Origin of the sequence: Acidithiobacillus caldus ATCC 51756, from assembly GCF_000175575.2 — a bacterium.
Classification (GTDB): Bacteria; Pseudomonadota; Gammaproteobacteria; order Acidithiobacillales; family Acidithiobacillaceae; genus Acidithiobacillus_A; species Acidithiobacillus_A caldus.
Genome location: NZ_CP005986.1, coordinates 1,504,464 through 1,523,741, shown reverse-complemented (window position 1 = coordinate 1,523,741; position 19,278 = coordinate 1,504,464). Strand labels below are relative to the sequence as shown.

Genomic DNA, 19,278 nt, shown 5'->3' with positions numbered 1-19,278 from the left:
CCATGAGCACCGCGGCAAGCCGCGAAAAGCTCCGTATCGGACAGATTCTGCTGCGCCGCGGCTTCATTTCCGAGGCGCAGCTGGAAAGGGCGCTGGCGCGTCAAAGTACCACACACCAGCGTCTGGGGGCGTTGCTCATTGCCGATGGTGTGGTGGCGGAACAGGATCTTGCCCTCGGCCTCAGTAGCCAGGCGCGCTCCCTTTTCATGGAGCGTCGTCGCCGCGCCGCCAAACTGCTGGCGCAGGTTGCGGAGAAGCAGCGGGCTGAGCTGGAGCGCCAAACTCTGGATTTCATCAACGAGTGGCAGCAGCGGGTACGCCGCCTGCAGGATCGCGAGAATGGCGAGCGCAAGCGGCGCGAGGCGGTACTGCGCCTGGCCATGGATTTTCCGCGAGCGCTCATCGTGGCACAGGAGCGCATCGGTGAGGCACAGAAACGCGACGATGCCAATAGATTGCGTCGGATTCTGGGAGGGCTGGCGGAGATGGAGCGAAATTTCGCTGCATTTCGCCAAGCTATGTCGGGTGCCAGCCTCTATCCACTGTCGGAGTGGGTTGGTCGCTGGCAGGTGCTGGGCGAGTGGGCCAAGGACCTACAGCGGCAGTTGGTCTAGTGTCCCCAGGGACCGACTGCCGCCGAGGTCGCCTGTCACTCAGTGGAAGAGGGTGCGCAGAAAGAAGGGCCGCCGTGCCCGGATCCCCTGGTAGCGAGCCGCAGCAGCGCGCTGCCGCTGCCGGCGCAGCTGCAGGAGACGCAACTGCAAGTCGCGCTTGATGCGCTGACGTTCGTGCTCGGCCATGAAGGAGTGGTAACTGGGAAAGTTACGCACCCTGCGCAAGGCGGCCAGGAGTTTGTTGGTGGTGTCCATGGCATGCTCCGAAAAGGGTCTCGCTTAACAGAGGCAAAAGCCATGCCATACGCTTAATCCTTTGAAAGCAAAAGACGCACTCGGCGCTGGATCGACTGTGGGGTCGGCATTTGTCACCGCCGCACGACAGATCCGGAAAAAAATCGACTCAATGGCGACGGAAGGCGTCGATGACCAGCATCACCGCCCCGATACTGATGGCGCTGTCGGCGATGTTGAAGTAGGGCCAATAGAGGTGGCCCCAATGGGCACCGATGAAATCGACCACGTAGCCCAGGCGGATGCGGTCGATGAGGTTGCCCATGGCACCGCCGAGAATGAGCGCCAAAGCCGTGGCGGTCCAGTGGGAGCCGGCCTTGAGCCGTCGCAAAATGGCAACAATGACTACGGCGACCAGCAGGGCAATGAGGATCAGCAGCCAGCGCTGCCAGCCGCCGGCGCCCGCCAGGAAGCTGAAGGCGGCGCCGGTATTGTGGACGAGCCGCAGATCGAGAAGGCCGGGAATGAGGACGATTCCCTGACCGACTCGCCAGATGTGACTCAGCCACAGCTTGACGCCTTGGTCCAATACAATGACGGCCAGGGACAACCAAAGGTAACGTAGCATCAGCAAAACTCCCGGGTCTCGCCCTCGTCCCCAAGATTCTGGATACAGCGACCACAGAGCTCAGGGTGTAGGGCATGCTGTCCAACATCGGGTCGACGGTGCCAGCAGCGCGCGCACTTGCGGTCGGTGTCGGGCTCCACACCGATATGCAGCCCGGCGGGTACACCCTCCTGCGCAGCGGGCGCCGAGCTGAGTTCGCGCAGCTCGACATCGGAGCACAGGAGGAAAAAGCGCAATTCCTGCGCCAGACCACGCAGGTTGGCGAACCAGTCGCCGTACGCATCGATTCGAACCCGCGCATCCAGACCCGAACCGATGCGCTTGTCACGACGCAGGGGTTCCATGAGGGTATTGATCGCCTCGCGCAGACTGCGCAGGCCTTGCCAGCGCGTCTCCAAGGCTGCCGCATCGGCTACCTGTGGAAGCTCCACAAAGCTGCTCAGGAATACGCTGGCGTCGGGTCGCTCGGGCATATGTTGCCAGATGTCTTCGGCCGTGAAGCTCAGGATGGGGGCCATCCAGCGCACCATGGCCTCGAGGATGTACTGCAGGACCGTTTGCGCCGAGCGGCGCGCCCGTGAACGCGCTGGGGTGGTGTAGAGGCGATCCTTGAGCACATCCAGATAAAGCCCGCCCAGATCCAGATTGCAGAACTGATGCAAGCCCTGGACGACCTTGACGAACTGAAAATCGTGGTAGGCGGCGCGAATCTGCTCCTGCAGATCCCCCAGTCGCGCCAGCATCCAGCGATCCATCTCCAGCAGTTCGCTTGGGGCAAGGGTATCGCGGCTGGGCGTGAAGTCGTGGTTGTTGCCGAGGATGAAGCGGGCCGTGTTGCGGATGCGCCGGTAGCTGTCGCCCAGGCGGGCGAGGATATCGTCGGAAATGGGTATCTCGCCGCGATAGTCCTCGGAGGCCACCCACAGGCGCAGGATATCGGCACCGTAGCGGTCGATGATCTGCTGCGGAGCGATGACATTGCCCAGGGATTTGCTCATCTTGCGACCCTCGGCGTCTACCGTGAAGCCGTGGGTGAGAACGGCGCGATAGGGTGCGCGCCCACGGGAAGCGACGGATTCCAGAAGGGAAGACTGAAACCAGCCACGGTGTTGATCCGAGCCTTCCAGATACAGATCGGCGGGACTGCGCAGTTCGGGTCGCCGCTCGAGGACGAAGGCGTGGGTAGAGCCGGAGTCGAACCAGACGTCGAGGATATCGGTGACCTTGTCGAAATGGCGGTGGCCGCAGCGGGCGCAGCGCTCGTCCCCCTGGAGAAAGTCGCTGTCGGGATGGCGATACCAGGCCTCGACACCTTCGGCCTCGACGAGGGTGGCAATGCGCTCGAAGAGCGCCGCATCGCGCAAGGGCTCACCACAATGGCTGCAGGCGTAAAGGGCCACCGGTACTCCCCAGGAGCGTTGCCGCGAAATACACCAGTCCGGCCGCTGTGCCACCATCTGTTGGATCCGCTCGCGGCCCCACTCGGGAATCCAGCGGGTGGTAGCGATGGCGGCCAGGGCCTGCTGCCGCAGCCCACCCTCATCCATGCGGATGAACCATTGCGGGGTGGCGCGAAAGAGCAGGGGGGTCTTGTGGCGCCAGCAGTGGGGATAACTGTGGTGGATCTTTTCACGGTGCAGGAGGCGCCCGCGGGCGTGGAGCAGTTCCGGCACGCGCACGTTGGCCTCCTGTACGCTCAAGCCGCCGAGCCCCGCGCCGAGATCGGCGCGGTAGCGACCGCTACCCAACATCGGGCTATCCGTGGGCAGATGGTGCTGCAAGCCGAGAAGGTAATCGTCGACGCCGTGGGCAGGAGCGGTATGGACGCAGCCCGTGCCGGCTTCCAGGGTCACGTGGTCGCCCGTGAGTATGGGAACCTGCCGTTCTTCCCAGGGGTGCTGGAGCATGAGCCCCTCCAGCGCGCGGCCGGGGAAGCTGGCGACGGTCTCCACCGCAGGGTGGCCATAGCGGGCCAGGGCAGTCTCGGCAAGTTCGGTGGCGAGGATGAACCAGCGCCCGCCTTCGCGCAGCAGCCGATATTCGTAATCCGGGTGCACCGCCACGGCCTGGTTGGCGGGAAGGGTCCAGGGCGTGGTGGTCCAGATGACCACTTCCGGGACGACGTCGGCGGCCAGGTGGAGCCGCTCGCGCCAGCGCGGCAGATCGGCGGCGACGAAGGTGACGTCGATGGCCGGATCATTGCGTTCTTGGTATTCCACCTCGGCCTCGGCCAGGGCGCTACCGCAATCGACGCACCAGTGCACGGGTTTGGCGCCGCGGTAGACGAAACCCGCCAGGGTCAGGCGCCCGAGCTCACGCAGAATGTCGGCTTCGGCGCGGAAATCCATGGTCCGGTAGGGGTGCTGCCAGTCGCCGAGGATGCCCAGGCGCTCAAAGTCCGCGCGCTGTCCGGCAATCTGGCTCTCGGCATAGGCGCGGCAGGCCTCGCGGAAGGCTGCGGGGCTCAACTTCTCGCCCGGGCGACCGAACTCCTTCTCTACCTGCACCTCGATGGGCAAACCGTGGCAATCCCAGCCGGGTACGTAGGGAACGCGCATGCCTTCCATCAGCCGACTTTTGTTGATGATGTCCTTGAGCACCTTGTTGACGGCATGACCGATGTGGATCTTGCCGTTGGCGTAGGGCGGGCCGTCGTGCAGGATGTAGCTCTCGGCGTTGGCGCGCTCCTCCTGCAGGCGCTGGTAGAGGCCCATGCTCTGCCAGTGCGCCAGGAACTCGGGCTCGCGGCTGGGTAACTTTCCCTGCATGGGGAAATCGGTCTGGGGAAGGTTCAGGCTGTTCTTGTAATCCATGGGTGTCCCAAAGCGTCGGGGTGATCGAGAAAATATTGGCGGGTTTTGGCGACGTCCTGACCTATGGCGGCAATGAGCTCGTCCAGCTGGGCGTAATGGGCTTCGTCCCGCCATTTGTGCAGGAGTTGGACTTCCACCCGTTGCCCGTACAGATCCACCGTCACATCGAGACAGTGGGCTTCCAGGAGCAGGCGCTTTCCGCCGACGGTAGGTCGTAGGCCGATACTGATGGCGGCGGGCCAGGACTGGCGGGGGGTGTGCAGGACGCCGGCAAAGATACCGCGAAGCGGTGGTGGACGGCGCGCCAGATCGATATTGGCCGTGGGGAAGCCCAGCTCGCGCCCGATGCGATCGCCACCCACCACGCGCCCGCAGATGGCGTAGGGTCGGCCGAGCCACCGAGCCGCCGCGTCCATCTTTCCTGCGTGTAGGAATTGGCGAATGCCGGTGCTGCTGACGCGCTCGCCGTCCAGACAGAAAGGCGGCTGCTCCTGCACGCGAAAGCCCAGCTGCCGACCCATGCGCGCCAGGAGGTCGAAATCGCCTCGGCGACCCGCGCCGAAGCGGAAATCGTGGCCAACGTGGACACTCTGGGCGCCGAGGCGCCGATGGAGGATCTCGCGGACGAAATCCTCGGCGCTCAGGCTCGCCAGGGCCCCGTCGAAGCGGGCAACGTAGATTTCGTCGACCCCGGTCCGGCTGAGCGCACTGGCTTTTTCACGCAGTGAACTGAGCCGTGCCGGTGCCTGCTCGCGGTGGAAATATTCGCGCGGTAAGGGCTCGAAGGTCAGCACGCTGCGCACCGGCCCATCCATGGCGGTAATCAGGGCCTGGTGGCCACGGTGCACGCCATCGAAATTGCCGATGGTCAGGGCGGTGGCGCGCGGCTGTGGAGCGTGCCGGCGCAGACGGTGCAGGCGCAGCGCCGGGGTCTCAAGGTGACCGGACATGACAGGCAGTATTCCACGGGCACAAAGTGGCCGCTATCTTAGCCCAAAGCGACCCGTCTTGCATGGGGGGGCAAAGGCCCCCGCATCCTGCGATTTCTGCCGACTGTCATCATACTGTCATATTCGCCTGCTATAGTTTGTACGCTGTACTTTGACGAATAACCGATAGAGAGGGCGTAACATCATGAATATCAAAGTAGTTGCTCTGAGCGTGAGTCTGCTTTCCCTGGGTATGGCGGGAGCGGTGCAGGCGGCAGAAACCTTGACGGGTTCCGGCAGTACGGCCATCCAGCCGGTACTGACCAAGTGGGCCGCCACCTACAAGGAAAAGACCGGTGTCGAGACCAACTACGGCGGCGGTGGCTCGGGCCAGGGTATCAAGGACATCAAGGCCGGGCTGGCGGGCTTCGGGGCCACGGACAAGCCGCTGACCAGCGAGGAGCTGCGTAAGGATCACCTGATCCAGTTCCCCGCCATCATCATCGGCATCGCCCCCATCGTCAATCTGCCGGGCATCGAGCCTGGGCAGATGGTCCTGGACGGCAAGGTCCTGGCGGACATTTATCTCGGCAAGATCACCAAGTGGAACGATCCTGCCATCGTTGCCCTCAACAAGGGCCTGAAGCTGCCGGATCTGGACATCAGCGTGGTACACCGCTCCGACGGTTCCGGTACGACCTTCAATTTTACCGACTATCTGTCCAAGGTGAGCCCAGAGTGGGCCGAAAAGGTGGGCAAGCCAAACACCGAAATACCCTGGCCGGTGGGAGCGGGTGGCAAGGGTAATCAGGGTGTTGCCGCCCTGGTCCAGAAAACCGTGGGATCCATAGGCTACGTCGAACAGGCCTACGCCTCGGAGAACAAGCTGGCCTACACCCGTATGCGCAATGCGGCGGGCAAGGTGGTCCTGCCCGATCTGAAGACCTTCCAGGCGGCGGCGGCCAATGCGGACTACGGCAAGACCGAGGACTTCTACCTGATCCTGACCAACCAGAAGGGTGCCGAGAGCTGGCCCATCACGGCTACCACCTGGGTCATGCTCCGGGAAGATGCGCCCAAGGCGACCAATGAGGAGGTCGTGAAGTTCTTCCGTTGGTCGCTGACGGCGCCCGAGGCGAAGCGTGAGGCGGAACAGCTGGCCTATGTGCCCTTGCCCGATGGGACGGTGAAGCAGATCCAGGGCTACTGGAAGAGTAAGCTGGGTCTGTAAGCCTGTCTGAGGCGGGATCGGACGGTGGGTGCCCACTGTCCGGCCTTTTCCGGGCTGCGTCCTGTGCCAGGACGCGGCCTTTCCGTGTCCATGGAGTCTTCCCATGCTTGCGTCTAGTCCTGGATCCCCCCGCTCGGGAGTGGGGGACGTCGTGTTTCGCAATCTCGCCCGCTTTGCGGCGTTTTCGGTCTTGCTCGTACTCCTGGGTGTCGCGGTCACGCTCTTTTGGCGATCCTGGCCGACCTTTCACCATTTCGGCTGGTCCTTTCTGTGGACGGCCCGTTGGGATCCCGGGCGCGAACTTTTTGGCGGCTGGATTCCCATTGCCGGCACGCTCATCAGCTCGGCCATTGCCCTGCTGGTGGCGGTACCCGTAGCCTATGGAGTCGCCCTTTTCGTGACGAATCTGGCACCGGCCTGGCTCGGGCGACCGGTGGGCAGTGCCATCGAGTTGCTCGCCGCCATCCCCAGCATCGTTTTCGGCATGTGGGGCCTGTTCGTCTTTGCTCCCTGGTTCGCGAAGCTGGAACCTTGGATCACGGCCCACGTGGGCACTTTACCCGCCATCGGTATCTTTTTTCGGGGTCCGCCCATGGGCATCGGTATGCTTACGGCGGGCCTCGTGCTGGCGGTGATGGTCTTGCCCTTCATCGCCTCCATCATGCGCGACGTCTTCACGGTGGTACCGCCCATGCTGCGGGAGTCGGCCTATGCCCTGGGTGCCACGTCCTGGGAGGTACAGCGCCACGTCGTGCTGGCGTACACGCGCAGCGCGGTGCTTGGGGGAATCTTTCTGGGTCTGGGTCGCGCCCTGGGGGAAACCATGGCGGTCACCTTCGTCATCGGCAATGCCCATCAGCTGAGCGCCTCTTTGCTGAAGCCAGGGAATTCCATTGCCGCACTGCTGGCCAATGAGTTTGCCGAGGCGACCACGCCGCTGCACCAATCTTCCCTGTTGGCACTGGGTTTTCTGCTCTTTGCCATGACCTTGATCATCCTCATCGGCGCCCGTCTGCTGTTGTGGCGCCTGGAAAATGCCCAGGGGAAGTCTGGTCTATGAATACCCTTTACCGTCGGCGACGATTCTGGAATCGCTTTCATTTTTCCATGTCCCTGCTGGTGACCCTCGCCGGGCTCTTCGTCCTGGGCTGGATTCTCTTCACCACCCTGAAGTTTGGGGTTGCGGCGCTGAATCTGTCCCTTTTTCGTTTGGATACGCCGGCGCCGGGCAATGTCGGCGGTTTGCGCAATGCCTTCGTCGGCAGTCTGCTCCTGGTTGGGCTTGCAGTCCTCGTAGGTACCCCCCTGGGTGTGCTTGCCGGGACTTTTCTGGCGGAATTCTCGCGGGGTAAACGACTGGGGATGGTGGTCCGTTTTTTCAACGATATCCTGCTCAGCGCGCCCTCCATCGTCATCGGCCTTTTTGCCTTCAGTATCGTGGTCTATCCCATGGAGCATTATTCGGGATGGGCCGGTGCCTTTGCCCTGACGATCATCTTCATCCCCGTGGTGCTGCGTACCACCGACGAGATGCTCCAGCTCGTCCCGGGGAGCCTGCGGGAGGCCGCCCTGGCTTTGGGCGCACCCCACTGGAAAATGGTTTTGCGGGTTACCTACCGGGCGGCGGCGGCGGGTATTCTGACGGGCATCCTGCTGGCCCTGGCGCGCATCAGCGGTGAAACCGCGCCGTTGATCTTTACGGTCCTCAATAACCAGTTCTGGTCCACGGATCTCAACCGTCCCATTGCCAGTTTGCCCATCGCCATTTACCAATTTGCCATGTCCCCCTACGCCGATCTCCAGGCCTTGGCCTGGGCCGGCGCCCTGGTCACGGTCCTCTTCATCTTGATCCTGAGCCTTGGTGCGCGCTACGTCCTGCGTCGCGCCGGACGTTCATGAGGCACATCAGCGCCTGTCATTAGTTTGTGTTATACTCCATAGGTAATAGTAGTGCCGCGGCGCTCCACGCCGCGGCCCGGGAAGTCCTTTAGCAATTGGGAGGGAAAACGTGTCGTCGTTCTGGTCCACCTTGCCCGTGGATAGCCAGTGGGTCCTGATGCACCTGGCCTATTCCGTCGTACTCCTGGCTCTGGGTGTGCTGGTATCGCGCTTTCTCAATGGGATCTTTGCCAAGCTCTTCGTTCTGCTGGAGAGTCGACGGCGGGTCTCGCGCGCTTACCTTGCCATCCTGCGGCGGGTGACGGGCTGGTTCCTGTGGCTCTTGGTGGCGGTGGTATTGCTGCGACTGTGGGGTCTGGATGTATCGGCCATCTGGACGACCTTTGTCAGTATGCTGGCGGTCATCGGAGTGGGTCTGCTGGCGGTCTGGACCATGGTCAGCAACGTCACCGCGCGATTTTTCATCTGGTTTTGGCGACCCCTGCAGATGGGCCAGCGTATCGAGATTTTTCCCGAGGGGCTCAGTGGTGAGGTCATCGAAGAAAACCTCATGTTCACCGAGCTCAGACAGGAGGACGGGCGGGTTGTCGTGATCCCCAACAATCTGTTTTTTCAGCGCGTGGTGCGACGGGAGCCGCTGGAGGACAAGTCGTGAGCGATACCCGGGCGGCGCAGCCCATCTGGGTATTCGGTGAATGTCTGGTGGACGATTTTGGCGACGCAAAGCGCCTGGGCGGCGCTCCCTTCAACGTGGCGTGTCACCTTTGGGCATTGGGGGAGACGGCGCGCTTCATCAGCCGCGTGGGCCGGGATGCACCTGCGGCCGAAATCCGCGGGCTGTTGCGGCGCTGGCCAGGTGCCGCGGCCTGGTTGCAGGAAGACGCGCAGCTGCCAACGGGACGGATTCTGGTGCAGCGGCTCGGAACCGGCATGCACCGCTTCGAGATCTTGCCGCATCAGGCCTACGACGCCATCGACGCAGACGAGGAGCTGCGGGTAAGGGCCCTGGAAACGTCCTACCTCCTCTATCACGGTAGTCTCGCATTGCGCGAGGAAGGGCCGAGCCGTGCAACCTGGCGTTTCCTGGCGTCGCGGGCTTGGGGGCGGTTCGTGGACATCAACCTGCGCGACGGCTGCTGGCAGCGCCCCTGGCTGGCAGAGCTCCTGCAGGGTGCCGACACCCTGAAATGCAATGACGAAGAGCTGGGTGTCCTGCAGCGTGAGTTTGGCTTGGGGCGTGGCGATGCCGAAGCGATCTTGCCGGCCCTGGCGCAGCGTTTTGGCGTGGCTGAGATCGTCCTGACCTGTGGGCCCCAGGGAGCGATGCACTGGGACGGGGCGACCCTGACCCGTAGCCACGCCCTGTCCATATCCGTGGTGGATACCGTCGGCGCTGGAGATGCCTTCAGCGCCGGGTGGCTCTACGCCCGCAGGCTCGGCGCCACCGTGGCCAAGGCACTGCAGGTGGCCCATGGCTTGGCGGCCAGGGTCTGCGCTCTGGAAGGAGCCCTGCCGGAAGATCCACAGTCCTTTTACCCCGCCTTTGTCGCGGAACTGGGGGTAGCAGCCAAAGGAGCAGTGAGGGCGTAAGGAGGCAAAATCGTGGGCGAGCGAGAAGGCTACTACGTTTTGATGCTGAGTCTGCACGGACGGGTCTGTGCCGATCCGGAACTGGGCGCCGATGCCGATACCGGCGGTCAGATCACCTACGTTCTGGAGGAGATGCGGGCACTGGCCCGCGATCCCCGGGTGCGCCGTGTCGATCTGCTCACCCGCCGCTTTGCCGATCCCCGTCTTCCTCCCATCCACGACGAGCCCGTGGAGGATTTGGGAGACGGCGTGCGTATCGTCCGGCTCCCTTTTGGGCCGCGCGACCGCTACCTGCCCAAGGAGCAGCTCTGGGATCACCTTCCGTCCCTGGTGGATCGTACCCTGCAGTGGCTGCGCGAGACGGGCGAGGTACCGGATTGGTTGCACAGCCACTATGCCGACGCCGGTTTTGTGGGCGTGCGCCTGGCGCAGCTCCTCGGGATACCGCTCATCCATACCGGCCATTCCCTGGGGCGGGACAAGCGCGAGCGTCTTCTGGCGGCGGGTGAGAAGGCCGCCAGCATCGACCGCCGTTACCGATTTGCGCGGCGCATCGAGGCTGAGGAAGAGATTCTGGTGGAATCTTCCCTCATTTTTGCCAGTACCCGCCAGGAAGTGGAGCGTCAATACGGCCTCTACGAGAATCGCCAACGGGCACGGTTCGAGATCCTGCCCCCTGGGGTAGACCTTGCGCGTTTTTCGCCGCCATCGGATCGGCGGCGTCCCTCGCCCTTGCTAGTGCACTTGCGTCGCTTTCTTCAGCACCCACGCAAACCCCCCATCCTCGCCATCGCCCGTCCCGACGGGCGCAAGAATCTGCAACGCCTTTTGGAGGCGTATGCGGGTTCGGCGCTGCTGCGCGAAAAAGCCAATCTCGTTTTGGTGATGGGGCACAGGGAGCGCCTGGGGGCACTGGAGGCGGGAGCCCGAGAGGTGGTCACGGACATCCTCCACGGCATCGACGACCACGACCTCCACGGCAGTGTGGCCATCCCCAAAACCCACGGTGCCGAGGATATTCCGGAATACTATCGTTTTGCCAGTCAGTACCGTGGGGTCTTCGTCAATCCTGCCCTCACCGAGCCCTTTGGCTTGACGCTCCTGGAGGCGGCGGCCTCGGGTCTGCCGGTGGTGGCCACTCGCAATGGGGGTCCTCAGGATATCCTGCGGAATTGTCGCAATGGGCTATTGGTGGACCCCATGGAGCCGGCGGAGATCGCCCACGCCGTGGAGACTCTGCTGACGGATGCGCGGCGCTGGCAGCAGGCAAGCCGCGCTGGTCTGCGTGGGGTAACGCGGGTCTATAGCTGGGAGGCCCACGCCCGCGCCTATCTGCGCCGGGTCGAGCGCATCCTCCATCGCGAGCGCAAGGCGCGGCGGCGCCGACGCATGGTGCTGGAACAAAGTCCGAGCTTCCTGCCCAAGGCCGATTACCTGCTGGTCTGCGATATCGACAACACCTTGGTGGGGGATGATGGGGCGCTGCACCAGCTCATCGATTGGCTGAAGACGCAGCCGCGGGTGGCCCTGGCCGTGGCGACGGGACGTAACCTGGAGCAGACTCTGGCGGTTCTGGTGGAGCACGGGGTACCTAACCCGGAGATCTTCATCACCGACGTCGGCACCCGGATCACCTATCGTCAGCGACTGCACGAGGATCAGGCCTGGGCAGCCCATCTGCGCCATCGTTGGTGGCGCGATGGGGTGGTGGAGGTTTTGCGCAGTCACGCCGAATTGCGTCTGCAGGAGAAGGCGGCGCAGTCGGAGTTCAAGGTGAGCTACTACTTTGAACCGCAGCGACCGCCATCCCTGCCCGTCCTGCTCAAGACCCTGCGCGGCAAAGGCATCGCTGCCCGAGCCATCGTTTCGCACGAGCGCTACCTCGATATTCTGCCGAGTCGCGCTTCCAAGGGGCACGCCATCCGCTTCCTGTGCTTTCGCTGGGGCCTGCCCCTGGACTGTGTGTTGACGGCGGGGGATTCGGGTAACGACCTGGACATGCTCGGTGGCGGCCTGCGCAGTGTCGTGGTGGGCAACCACGCGCCGGAGCTCGACGAACTTCGTGGACGCGCAGAAGTCTATTTTGCCAAGGCTGCCTATGCCGGGGGAATCCTGGAGGGCATCCATCACTACCGTTTTGCCGGAGCCAAAGATGATTGAAGCCCTACGCCAGCAGCTTCTGGACGACCCCCGTTCCTGGTATGCCTTTCTCCGCCATCTGGTGGCAAGTCAGCGCGACTCTTGGCTCTACACGGACCTGCAGCGGGCCTGTGCCGACTTTCGCGAGCAGCTCCCGGAGGGCTATGCCGAAGGTATCGGCCCGCTGGAGGATTTCGTCGCGCACACCCAGGAGGTCATCTTTCGCGATCCCTGGATGGTCTTTGCCTGGCGTCCACGTCCTGGCCGCTGGATCTATGTGCGCATCCACCGCGAGCAACTGGCGCTGGAGGAGCTCAGTACCGATGCCTATCTGCAGGCCAAGGAGGGCATTGTCGGCCTAGGGGCCGAGGGTGAGGCGGTTCTGACCGTGGATTTCCGCGATTTTCGGCCCGTGAGCCGACGCCTGCGCGACGAGAGCACCATCGGCGATGGGCTGACCCACCTCAACCGGCGGTTGGCTGGGCGGATCTTCAGCGATCTGGCCGCGGGCCGCAGTCAGATTCTGGAATTTCTCAGCCTGCATCGCCTGGATGGCCAGAACCTCATGCTCAGCAATGGCAACACCGATTTCGACAGTCTGCGTCAGACGGTGCAGTACCTCGGCACCCTGCCGCGGGAGACGCCCTGGGCGGAGATTCGCGAGGACATGCGCCGCCGTGGCTTTGCCCCGGGCTGGGGGAACACGGCGGGCCGCGTGCGGGAGACCATGCGCCTGCTCATGGACCTCCTGGACAGCCCCTCGCCCGCTGCGCTGGAGTCCTTTCTCGATCGCATTCCCATGATTTCCCGGATCCTCATCGTCTCCATCCACGGTTGGTTTGCTCAGGACAAGGTGCTGGGACGGCCCGATACCGGGGGGCAGGTGGTCTATATCCTGGATCAGGCCCGCGCCCTGGAACGGGAAATGCGCAACCGGCTGCGGCAGCAGGGCGTGGATGTGGAACCGCGCATCCTCATCGCTACCCGCCTCATACCCGAGTCCGATGGTACCACCTGCGACCAGCGTCTGGAGCCGGTGGTGGGGGCGGAGAACGTGCAGATTCTGCGCGTACCCTTCCGCTATCCCGATGGCCGTATCCACCCCCACTGGATTTCCCGTTTCAAGATCTGGCCCTGGCTGGAGCGCTACGCGCAGGATCTGGAGCGGGAGGTCCTGGCGGAACTGGGCAGCCGCCCGGATCTCATCATCGGCAACTATTCCGATGGCAATCTCGTGGCGACCCTGCTCAGTGAGCGCCTTGGGGTGACCCAGTGCAACATCGCCCACGCCCTGGAAAAGAGCAAGTACCTCTACAGCGATCTGCACTGGCGCGATCACGAGCAGGATCACCATTTTGCCTGCCAGTTCACCGCCGATCTCATCGCCATGAATGCCGCCGACATCATCGTCACCAGCACCTACCAGGAAATTGCCGGTAACGATCGCGAAATCGGCCAGTACGAGGGGCATCAGGACTATACCCTGCCGGGTCTGTATCGGGTGGAGAATGGTATTGACGTCTTCGACAGCAAGTTCAACATCGTCTCGCCGGGGGCGGATCCGCGTTTTTACTTTTCATACGCCCGAACCGAGGAGCGTCCTAGCTTCCTCGAACCGGAGATCGAGTCGCTGCTTTTTGGCCGTGAGCCCGGCGCTGACCGGCGCGGGGTGCTGGAGGATCGGCAAAAACCTCTGCTCCTGAGCATGGCGCGTATGGATCGCATCAAGAATCTGAGTGGCCTGGCCGAACTCTATGGACGCTCCTCGCGCCTGCGCGGTCTGGCCAATCTCGTCATCATCGGCGGCCACGTGGATGTGGGTAACTCCCGCGATGCCGAGGAGCGCGAGGAGATCCGCCGGATGCACGAGATCATGGACCATTACCAGCTGGATGGGCAGTTGCGCTGGGTCGGTGCACTGCTGGACAAGACCGTCGCTGGCGAACTGTACCGGGTGGTGGCGGATGGCCGGGGGGTCTTCGTCCAGCCTGCCCTTTTCGAGGCCTTCGGCCTGACCGTCATCGAGGCCATGAGTTCGGGCCTGCCGGTCTTCGCTACCCGCTTTGGCGGCCCCCTGGAGATCATCGAAGATGGTGTCTCCGGTTTTCACATCGATCCCAACGATCACGAGGCCACGGCGGAGCGCCTGGCCGATTTTCTGGAGGCGGCCCGGGAGCGCCCCAAGTATTGGCTGGAGATTTCCGACGCGGCGCTGGCGCGGGTGGCTGAGCGCTATACCTGGGAACGCTACGCCGAACGGCTGATGACCATTGCCCGCATCTTTGGCTTCTGGCGCTTTGTCCTGGATCGGGAAAGTCAGGTTATGGAGCGTTATCTGCAGATGTTTCGGCACCTGCAGTGGCGGCCTTTGGCCCATGCCGTGCCGATGGAGTAGGCAATCCGTCGTCCGCGTCCAGCGCTTTCAGGATAGGGCAGGGGTCGTCCGCGGCTCGGCCTTGCTGGCAGGCTTCCAGAAGCGCCGTCAGGACACCCTCCATCTGCGTCAGCGCCTGGAGTTTGCTGCGGATGGCAGCCAGTTTGTCCTCGACGTGGTGGCGCATGAGGGCGCAGGTCGCGGGATCGTCGCCGCGCAGATCGAGGAGCTCGCGACATTCCTGCAGGCTGAAGCCCAGGACCTGGGCGTGTTTGATGAAGCGGATGCGATGCACGATGTCACGGGGATAGCGGCGGATGCCCATGCTCGGTTTGCGCGGCTGGGTGATCAAACCCTGGCGCTCGTAGAAGCGGATGGTCTCTACGTGCACGCCCGCACTCCTGGCCGCCTGGCCGATACTGAGCCCGCCGCTAGCAGAAGAGCGTGGTGCGGTGCTGCGCGGTTCTCGGTGCATGGGCTCCTCAGCCGGCGCAGCAGGAGAGTTCCGAGACATCTTTGGTGAAGGTCTGGGCGCACAGCTTGAGCCCCTCCACCATAGTCAGATAGGGAAAGAGCATGCTGGCAAGGTCTTCGATCCGCCAGCCCGCCCGCAGAGCGACGGCGGCGGTCTGAATGAGCTCGCCGCCTTCGGCGGCCAAAACCTGTACGCCCAAGAGGCGATCCGTGTCGGCATCGGCCACCATCTTGATGAAACCGCGAGTGTCGAAATTGGCCAGAGCGCGGGGCACCTGATCCAGATTCAGACGGCGCACCGTTACTCGATGCCCTGCGGCGCGGGCGGCTTTCTCATCCAGCCCGACGGTGGCCACCTGAGGATCGGTGAAGACCACCGCCGGCAATACCGCGAGATCCAGCTGAGCATCGCCACCGAGCATATTGACCGCTGCCCGGGTGCCGGCGGCGGCCGCTACGTAGACGTATTGTGGTAGGGTGCTGCAATCGCCAGCAGCAAAGATCCCCGCAACGGTGGAGCGCATTGCGCTATCGACGGCGATGGCGCCCTGGGCGTTGCAGGCCACGCCGAGCGCTTCCAGTCCGAGATCGTCGGTATTGGCGCGTCGGCCCGTGGCCACCAGGAGGGCATCGCTGATCAGGTCCGCTTCGCCGAGCCGGGTGTGGAACTGGCCATCGCGGTAGTGGACGCTATCGGGCTGGCTGTGCAGGCGGATATCCAGACCCTCGCCCTCGAGTATGGTCTTGAGCGCTTTTCCGATTTCTGAATCCAGTTGCGACAGCAGGGTGCTGCGTGCGAGGATGGTAACGCTGCTGCCGAGGCGCGCAAAGGCCTGCGCCAGTTCCAGGGCAACGATGGAAGCGCCGATGACCAGCAAACGCCGGGGAATCTCGGTTGCAGCCAGCGCCTCGGTAGAGGTCCAGTAGGGAGTCTGGTCGAGACCCCGAATGGGCGGAATGGCAGGACGCGAGCCCGTGGCGATGAGCACGCGGTCGGCGCTGACGACGTCTTTTCTGCCACTGCCGTCAGCGATCTCCAGGTGTTGTCTGTCGAGGAAGCGGGCGCGTCCCCGGCGCAGGGTGATTTGCGGATGGACCTCCAGAACCCGCTGATACTTCGCCTGGCGCAGGGCCTCCACGCGTGCCTGCTGCTGCGCCTGCATGGCGCGGCGATCGACACGGGATCGATGATGCTCCAAGCCGGCGACGGGATGCGCTTGCAGGATGTGGGCGGTTTGCGCCGCGCGAATGAAGATTTTGGAAGGCACACAACCGACATTGACGCAGGTGCCCCCCAAGGTGCCGGCCTCGATCATGGTGACCCGCGCGCCCCCTTCCACCAAGCGGAGGGCGGCGGCGAAAGCGGCGGAACCGGAGCCGATGATGGCGACGTGCAGACTCCCGCCGTGATAGTCGCCATCGCCGATACCGTAACCGGCGGCCGTGACGGCGCGGCCCAGGGCAGCCGGGTCGAGATCTGCGCTGGCCTGGATGCGTGCCCGGCGTTCTGGCCAGGAGACCTCCGCCGCAAGGACGCCGGGGACCGCACGCAAAGCTTTTTCCACCGTGCGGGCGCAATGCTCGCAGGTCATTCCGGTGATGCCGAGATCGAGATTTTGGGTCATGCCGCAGTGCTCCTGTGGGTTAGCTTGCGGGGTCTGACTCGGCTGCGGGTCTTGCGCTGTCATCCCCCCATAAACTCTGCATTCTACCTGCCGTACCTTGGTACGGAGTCAAGTTCCGTATTTTTTCTTGCGGTGGACGGAACGACTTATTTAAAATCCGCGTTTTCTCACGGATGACCATGCACACCGACGCCCCAGTGCTGTTCCTGCACGCCATCAACCTCATCGGCATCTTTGTCTTTGCCGTGAGTGGGGCCATGCGCGGTGTGCGTAGCCAGTTGGACATTTTCGGGATCATCGTCCTGGCCGTGGTAACGGCGGTCTTTGGCGGAATCGTCCGCGACGTGCTCATCGGTGCCATTCCGCCGGAATCCATTGCCGACTGGCACAGCGTCGCCCTGGCGGTTTTTGCAGGTGTCTTCGTATTTTTCTTCCATCGCTTCTTTGACCGTCTGCAGCATCCCGTGCTGCTCTTCGATGCCGCCGGCCTTGGGGTATTTGCGGCGACGGGAACGCAGAAGGCCCTCGCTTTTGGCCTCAGTCCCTTCATGGCTGCCGTGTTGGGGGTGATCAGCGGGGTCGGTGGGGGCATGGTCCGCGATGTTCTGAGCGGCCAGGTGCCGGTGGTACTGCGGGCCGAAATCTACGCTTCGGCAGCGGCCCTGGGTTGCGTTCTGGTGCTGGCAGGAGATGCGCTGCGCCTGCCGCCCCTGGAAAGCACCCTGGCGGGGGCGGCACTGACCTTTTTTCTGCGTACCATGGCCTTGTACCGGCACTGGAGTCTGCCGCGGGCCCGTTGAGGGCCCCGTCGCTCTCACACGCAGAGCACGCGCCCCAGGTGCTCGCGCAGCTGCGCTAGATCTGCCTGAATATAGTCCTTGTTGATGGTGGCGCGCTGCAGCTTGATAGTGGGCTCGTCCAGGGCCTCGCGCAGCAGGCCGAGAAAGGCCGGGGGTGCCACCAGAACGAAGTCGTCGTATTCCGTATTGACCCGCCCCTCGCGCAGGGTCTGGGCAAGCTCGCGGGCAAATTGCTGGAGTTCCTGCTCCTTGGGCGAGCTTTTTCCGTCCAGAGCCGGCCGTGCCCCGTGGGCGAAGCTCTGCTGCACCCGTCCAGGACCGTCGCTGACCAGTTCCGCCGCCTTCAGACGACTGCTGTCGTGGTGACGCTCGGCCAAGGGTTGCAGTCCTTTGCCGCAACCGTGGTGGAGAAAGAACTTGGCGTGGCTGCCGTTGCTGACGAGTATCCAGGTCTTGGTCATGGAAGGCTCCTTTTCTGTGTGGCCCTGTTCGCTTCCGGTGGGTAAGACCCACCTTTATCCAGTATAGGACTGGATGATCCCATTGTCTGGACCACTACCCGATACACCCTCTATTGGTGCCGTCTTGCTTTCCGTCATAAAACTGTATAAATTTACAGCATAGAAACGGGGAGATCCGATGCCATGGAAAAACTGAGCAGAAGGCAGGCAGAGATCCTGCAATGGTTGCATCGCTATGTGCAGGAACACGATGCACCACCAACGCGGGTAGAGTTGATGCAGGCCTTTGCCTTCCAGTCGCCCAACGCGGCCGAATCCCACCTGCGTACCCTGGAGCGCAAGGGCTATCTGCAATTGCAGCGCGGCAGGGCGCGCGGTATTCGCCTCACCGAGGCACTACCCCAGGACGGTCTGCCGCTGGTGGGACGTGTGGCCGCCGGTCAGCCCATCCTGTCCGAAGCGCATCTGGAGGCTTATCTGCCAGCAGCTGACCGCCTTTTTCCAGAGGCGGATTTTCTTTTGCGGGTGCAGGGGATGAGCATGCGGGATGCGGGCATCCTCGATGGCGACCTGCTGGCCGTGCAGCGTTGTGCGGAGGTGCATAACGGCCAGATAGCGGTGGTACGCCTGGAAGATGAGGTGACGGTCAAGCGCTGGCAGCGCGAAGGCGAACGGCTCTGGCTACTGCCGGAAAATCCGGATTTTGCTCCCATTCAGGTGGATCTCGGGCGTCAGGCCCTGAGCGTGGAAGGAGTGGTGGTAGGCCTCATACGGCGAGGAGGAAAACTATGAAGCCAGCATTGGAATCCCTGCTCCGGGAGCATCCGCGGAGTCTTTGGCGTGGCCTGCACAGCCCGGGGTATGAAGCCACGGCGCGGGGTGGTGACTCTGCACTCCTGAAGACGGGTCAGGAAGAACTGGATCGGTTGCTGGGCGGCTGGCCGCGGGGAGGTATCACCGAAATCCACAGCAGCACGCCGGGCATTGGCGAACTGCGCCTTTTGCTGCCTGTCCTGGCGAGCCTGAGCCAGCAGCAAAAACGCTGGATCCTTTGGGTGACACCGCCCTATCTGCCCTATCCTCCGGCCCTGGCCGCTGCTGGTCTGCGTCTGGAGCGCATGCTCTGCCTCCACCCACGGCAGCGGCAGGATCGTCTCTGGGCCCTGGAGAGTGCCTTGCGTTCTGGCACCTGCAGTGCCGTGCTGGCCTGGCCGCCACCCCTGGATACGACGGCCTGGCGGCGTCTGCAGTTGGCTGCGCAAGCAGGGGATACGGCAGCCTTTTTCTTTTTCAACGAGGGAGAGCAGCAGGGAGCAGGATGGGCGGCGCTGCGCCTGCAACTGCATCCCGACCGTCGGGGGGTGGCCGTCACGGTGCAGAAAAGGCGAGGCGGCATGCCGGGCCGTGGAGTGGTCTCCTTGCCCGAAGGGGAGCAGCTCCCTCTGGCCATCTGATGGCCAGAAGCCG

18 protein-coding genes are annotated in these 19,278 nt (G+C 63.5%); 11 read left to right on the top strand and 7 right to left on the bottom strand.

Annotated elements, in window-relative coordinates; translation table 11 throughout:
- Positions 1–2 precede the first annotated feature (2 nt).
- A complete protein-coding gene (locus ACAty_RS07345; RefSeq protein ID WP_004872352.1) occupies positions 3–614 on the top strand; it encodes a hypothetical protein in 612 nt (203 codons plus the stop codon).
- Between the two features lie 39 nt (positions 615–653).
- Here the strand turns inward: ACAty_RS07345 and ACAty_RS07340 are convergent, their stop codons facing one another.
- From ACAty_RS07340 to ACAty_RS07325, 4 genes are all read right to left on the bottom strand, one after another.
- Complete coding sequence (locus ACAty_RS07340) at positions 654–869, bottom strand: hypothetical protein (RefSeq protein WP_004872351.1); 216 nt, start codon at positions 867–869, stop codon at positions 654–656.
- A gap of 148 nt (positions 870–1,017) precedes the next feature.
- The gene (gene lspA, locus ACAty_RS07335; protein WP_004872350.1) at positions 1,018–1,476 is read right to left on the bottom strand and encodes a signal peptidase II; all 459 of its coding nucleotides are present in this window, start codon (positions 1,474–1,476) and stop codon (positions 1,018–1,020) included.
- Positions 1,476–4,289, bottom strand: coding sequence for an isoleucine--tRNA ligase (gene ileS, locus ACAty_RS07330; RefSeq protein WP_004872349.1), 2,814 nt, complete (start codon positions 4,287–4,289; stop codon positions 1,476–1,478). Before ileS ends, lspA begins: the two co-directional genes overlap by 1 nt.
- Positions 4,268–5,239, bottom strand: a complete 972-nt coding sequence (locus ACAty_RS07325; protein ID WP_004872348.1) for a bifunctional riboflavin kinase/FAD synthetase — start codon at positions 5,237–5,239, stop codon at positions 4,268–4,270. The genes ileS and ACAty_RS07325 overlap by 22 nt, the downstream gene beginning before the upstream one ends.
- 184 nt (positions 5,240–5,423) lie before the next feature.
- On the opposite strand from ACAty_RS07325, the gene pstS reads away from it, so the two are divergent.
- The 7 genes from pstS to ACAty_RS07290 all read left to right on the top strand — a co-directional run bounded on the left by pstS (position 5,424) and on the right by ACAty_RS07290 (position 14,472).
- Positions 5,424–6,449 (top strand): phosphate ABC transporter substrate-binding protein PstS, encoded by a 1,026-nt coding sequence (gene pstS, locus ACAty_RS07320; RefSeq protein WP_004872347.1) that lies wholly within the window; start codon positions 5,424–5,426, stop codon positions 6,447–6,449.
- A gap of 151 nt (positions 6,450–6,600) precedes the next feature.
- Entirely contained in the window at positions 6,601–7,509 is a 909-nt protein-coding gene (gene pstC / locus ACAty_RS07315) for a phosphate ABC transporter permease subunit PstC (RefSeq protein ID WP_004872346.1), read from the top strand.
- Positions 7,506–8,348, top strand: coding sequence for a phosphate ABC transporter permease PstA (gene pstA / locus ACAty_RS07310; RefSeq protein WP_004872345.1), 843 nt, complete (start codon positions 7,506–7,508; stop codon positions 8,346–8,348). The genes pstC and pstA overlap by 4 nt, the downstream gene beginning before the upstream one ends.
- A gap of 109 nt (positions 8,349–8,457) precedes the next feature.
- Complete coding sequence (locus tag ACAty_RS07305; protein ID WP_004872344.1) at positions 8,458–9,003, top strand: mechanosensitive ion channel domain-containing protein; 546 nt, start codon at positions 8,458–8,460, stop codon at positions 9,001–9,003.
- The gene (locus tag ACAty_RS07300) at positions 9,000–9,938 is read left to right on the top strand and encodes a PfkB family carbohydrate kinase (RefSeq protein WP_004872343.1); all 939 of its coding nucleotides are present in this window, start codon (positions 9,000–9,002) and stop codon (positions 9,936–9,938) included. The genes ACAty_RS07305 and ACAty_RS07300 overlap by 4 nt, the downstream gene beginning before the upstream one ends.
- A 12-nt stretch (positions 9,939–9,950) precedes the next feature.
- Positions 9,951–12,098, top strand: a complete 2,148-nt coding sequence (locus tag ACAty_RS07295) for an HAD-IIB family hydrolase (protein ID WP_004872342.1) — start codon at positions 9,951–9,953, stop codon at positions 12,096–12,098.
- The gene (locus ACAty_RS07290; RefSeq protein WP_004872341.1) at positions 12,091–14,472 is read left to right on the top strand and encodes a sucrose synthase; all 2,382 of its coding nucleotides are present in this window, start codon (positions 12,091–12,093) and stop codon (positions 14,470–14,472) included. Before ACAty_RS07295 ends, ACAty_RS07290 begins: the two co-directional genes overlap by 8 nt.
- Here the strand turns inward: ACAty_RS07290 and ACAty_RS07285 are convergent.
- Positions 14,399–14,926: a MerR family DNA-binding protein gene (locus ACAty_RS07285; RefSeq protein WP_103415057.1), complete on the bottom strand. Its 528-nt coding sequence runs from the start codon at positions 14,924–14,926 to the stop codon at positions 14,399–14,401. The two genes, ACAty_RS07290 and ACAty_RS07285, sit on opposite strands and share 74 nt — an antisense overlap.
- Before the next feature lie 7 nt (positions 14,927–14,933).
- Positions 14,934–16,550, bottom strand: coding sequence for a mercury(II) reductase (gene merA / locus ACAty_RS07280; protein WP_004872339.1), 1,617 nt, complete (start codon positions 16,548–16,550; stop codon positions 14,934–14,936).
- Positions 16,551–16,729: 179 nt separating this feature from the next.
- Between merA and ACAty_RS07275 the strand changes: the two genes are divergently transcribed.
- Positions 16,730–17,350: a trimeric intracellular cation channel family protein gene (locus tag ACAty_RS07275; RefSeq protein ID WP_004872338.1), complete on the top strand. Its 621-nt coding sequence runs from the start codon at positions 16,730–16,732 to the stop codon at positions 17,348–17,350.
- A 14-nt stretch (positions 17,351–17,364) separates the two neighbouring features.
- Here ACAty_RS07275 and ACAty_RS07270 read toward each other — a convergent pair whose 3' ends face one another.
- Entirely contained in the window at positions 17,365–17,811 is a 447-nt protein-coding gene (locus ACAty_RS07270; RefSeq protein ID WP_004872337.1) for a host attachment protein, read from the bottom strand.
- A 183-nt stretch (positions 17,812–17,994) separates the two neighbouring features.
- On the opposite strand from ACAty_RS07270, the gene lexA reads away from it, so the two are divergent.
- Both lexA and imuA read left to right on the top strand, forming a co-directional pair.
- Complete coding sequence (lexA, locus tag ACAty_RS07265) at positions 17,995–18,603, top strand: transcriptional repressor LexA (RefSeq protein WP_004872336.1); 609 nt, start codon at positions 17,995–17,997, stop codon at positions 18,601–18,603.
- Positions 18,600–19,265 carry a translesion DNA synthesis-associated protein ImuA gene (imuA, locus tag ACAty_RS07260; protein ID WP_004872335.1) on the top strand — a complete coding sequence of 222 codons (666 nt, stop codon included), beginning with the start codon at positions 18,600–18,602 and terminating at the stop codon, positions 19,263–19,265. Before lexA ends, imuA begins: the two co-directional genes overlap by 4 nt.
- Positions 19,266–19,278 lie beyond the last annotated feature (13 nt).

What these genes read in the sequence shown, in the direction of transcription:
- ACAty_RS07345 (WP_004872352.1), top strand. Translation starts at nt 3, where the DNA reads ATGAGCACCGCGGCAAGCCGCGAAAAGCTCCGTATCGGACAGATTCTG.
- ACAty_RS07275 (WP_004872338.1), top strand. Translation starts at nt 16,730, where the DNA reads ATGCACACCGACGCCCCAGTGCTGTTCCTGCACGCCATCAACCTCATC.
- ileS (WP_004872349.1), bottom strand. Translation starts at nt 4,289, where the DNA reads ATGGATTACAAGAACAGCCTGAACCTTCCCCAGACCGATTTCCCCATG.
- pstS (WP_004872347.1), top strand. Translation starts at nt 5,424, where the DNA reads ATGAATATCAAAGTAGTTGCTCTGAGCGTGAGTCTGCTTTCCCTGGGT.
- ACAty_RS07285 (WP_103415057.1), bottom strand. Translation starts at nt 14,926, where the DNA reads ATGCACCGAGAACCGCGCAGCACCGCACCACGCTCTTCTGCTAGCGGC.
- ACAty_RS07290 (WP_004872341.1), top strand. Translation starts at nt 12,091, where the DNA reads ATGATTGAAGCCCTACGCCAGCAGCTTCTGGACGACCCCCGTTCCTGG.
- merA (WP_004872339.1), bottom strand. Translation starts at nt 16,550, where the DNA reads ATGACCCAAAATCTCGATCTCGGCATCACCGGAATGACCTGCGAGCAT.
- ACAty_RS07325 (WP_004872348.1), bottom strand. Translation starts at nt 5,239, where the DNA reads ATGTCCGGTCACCTTGAGACCCCGGCGCTGCGCCTGCACCGTCTGCGC.
- ACAty_RS07340 (WP_004872351.1), bottom strand. Translation starts at nt 869, where the DNA reads ATGGACACCACCAACAAACTCCTGGCCGCCTTGCGCAGGGTGCGTAAC.
- imuA (WP_004872335.1), top strand. Translation starts at nt 18,600, where the DNA reads ATGAAGCCAGCATTGGAATCCCTGCTCCGGGAGCATCCGCGGAGTCTT.
- lexA (WP_004872336.1), top strand. Translation starts at nt 17,995, where the DNA reads ATGGAAAAACTGAGCAGAAGGCAGGCAGAGATCCTGCAATGGTTGCAT.
- ACAty_RS07270 (WP_004872337.1), bottom strand. Translation starts at nt 17,811, where the DNA reads ATGACCAAGACCTGGATACTCGTCAGCAACGGCAGCCACGCCAAGTTC.
- lspA (WP_004872350.1), bottom strand. Translation starts at nt 1,476, where the DNA reads ATGCTACGTTACCTTTGGTTGTCCCTGGCCGTCATTGTATTGGACCAA.
- pstA (WP_004872345.1), top strand. Translation starts at nt 7,506, where the DNA reads ATGAATACCCTTTACCGTCGGCGACGATTCTGGAATCGCTTTCATTTT.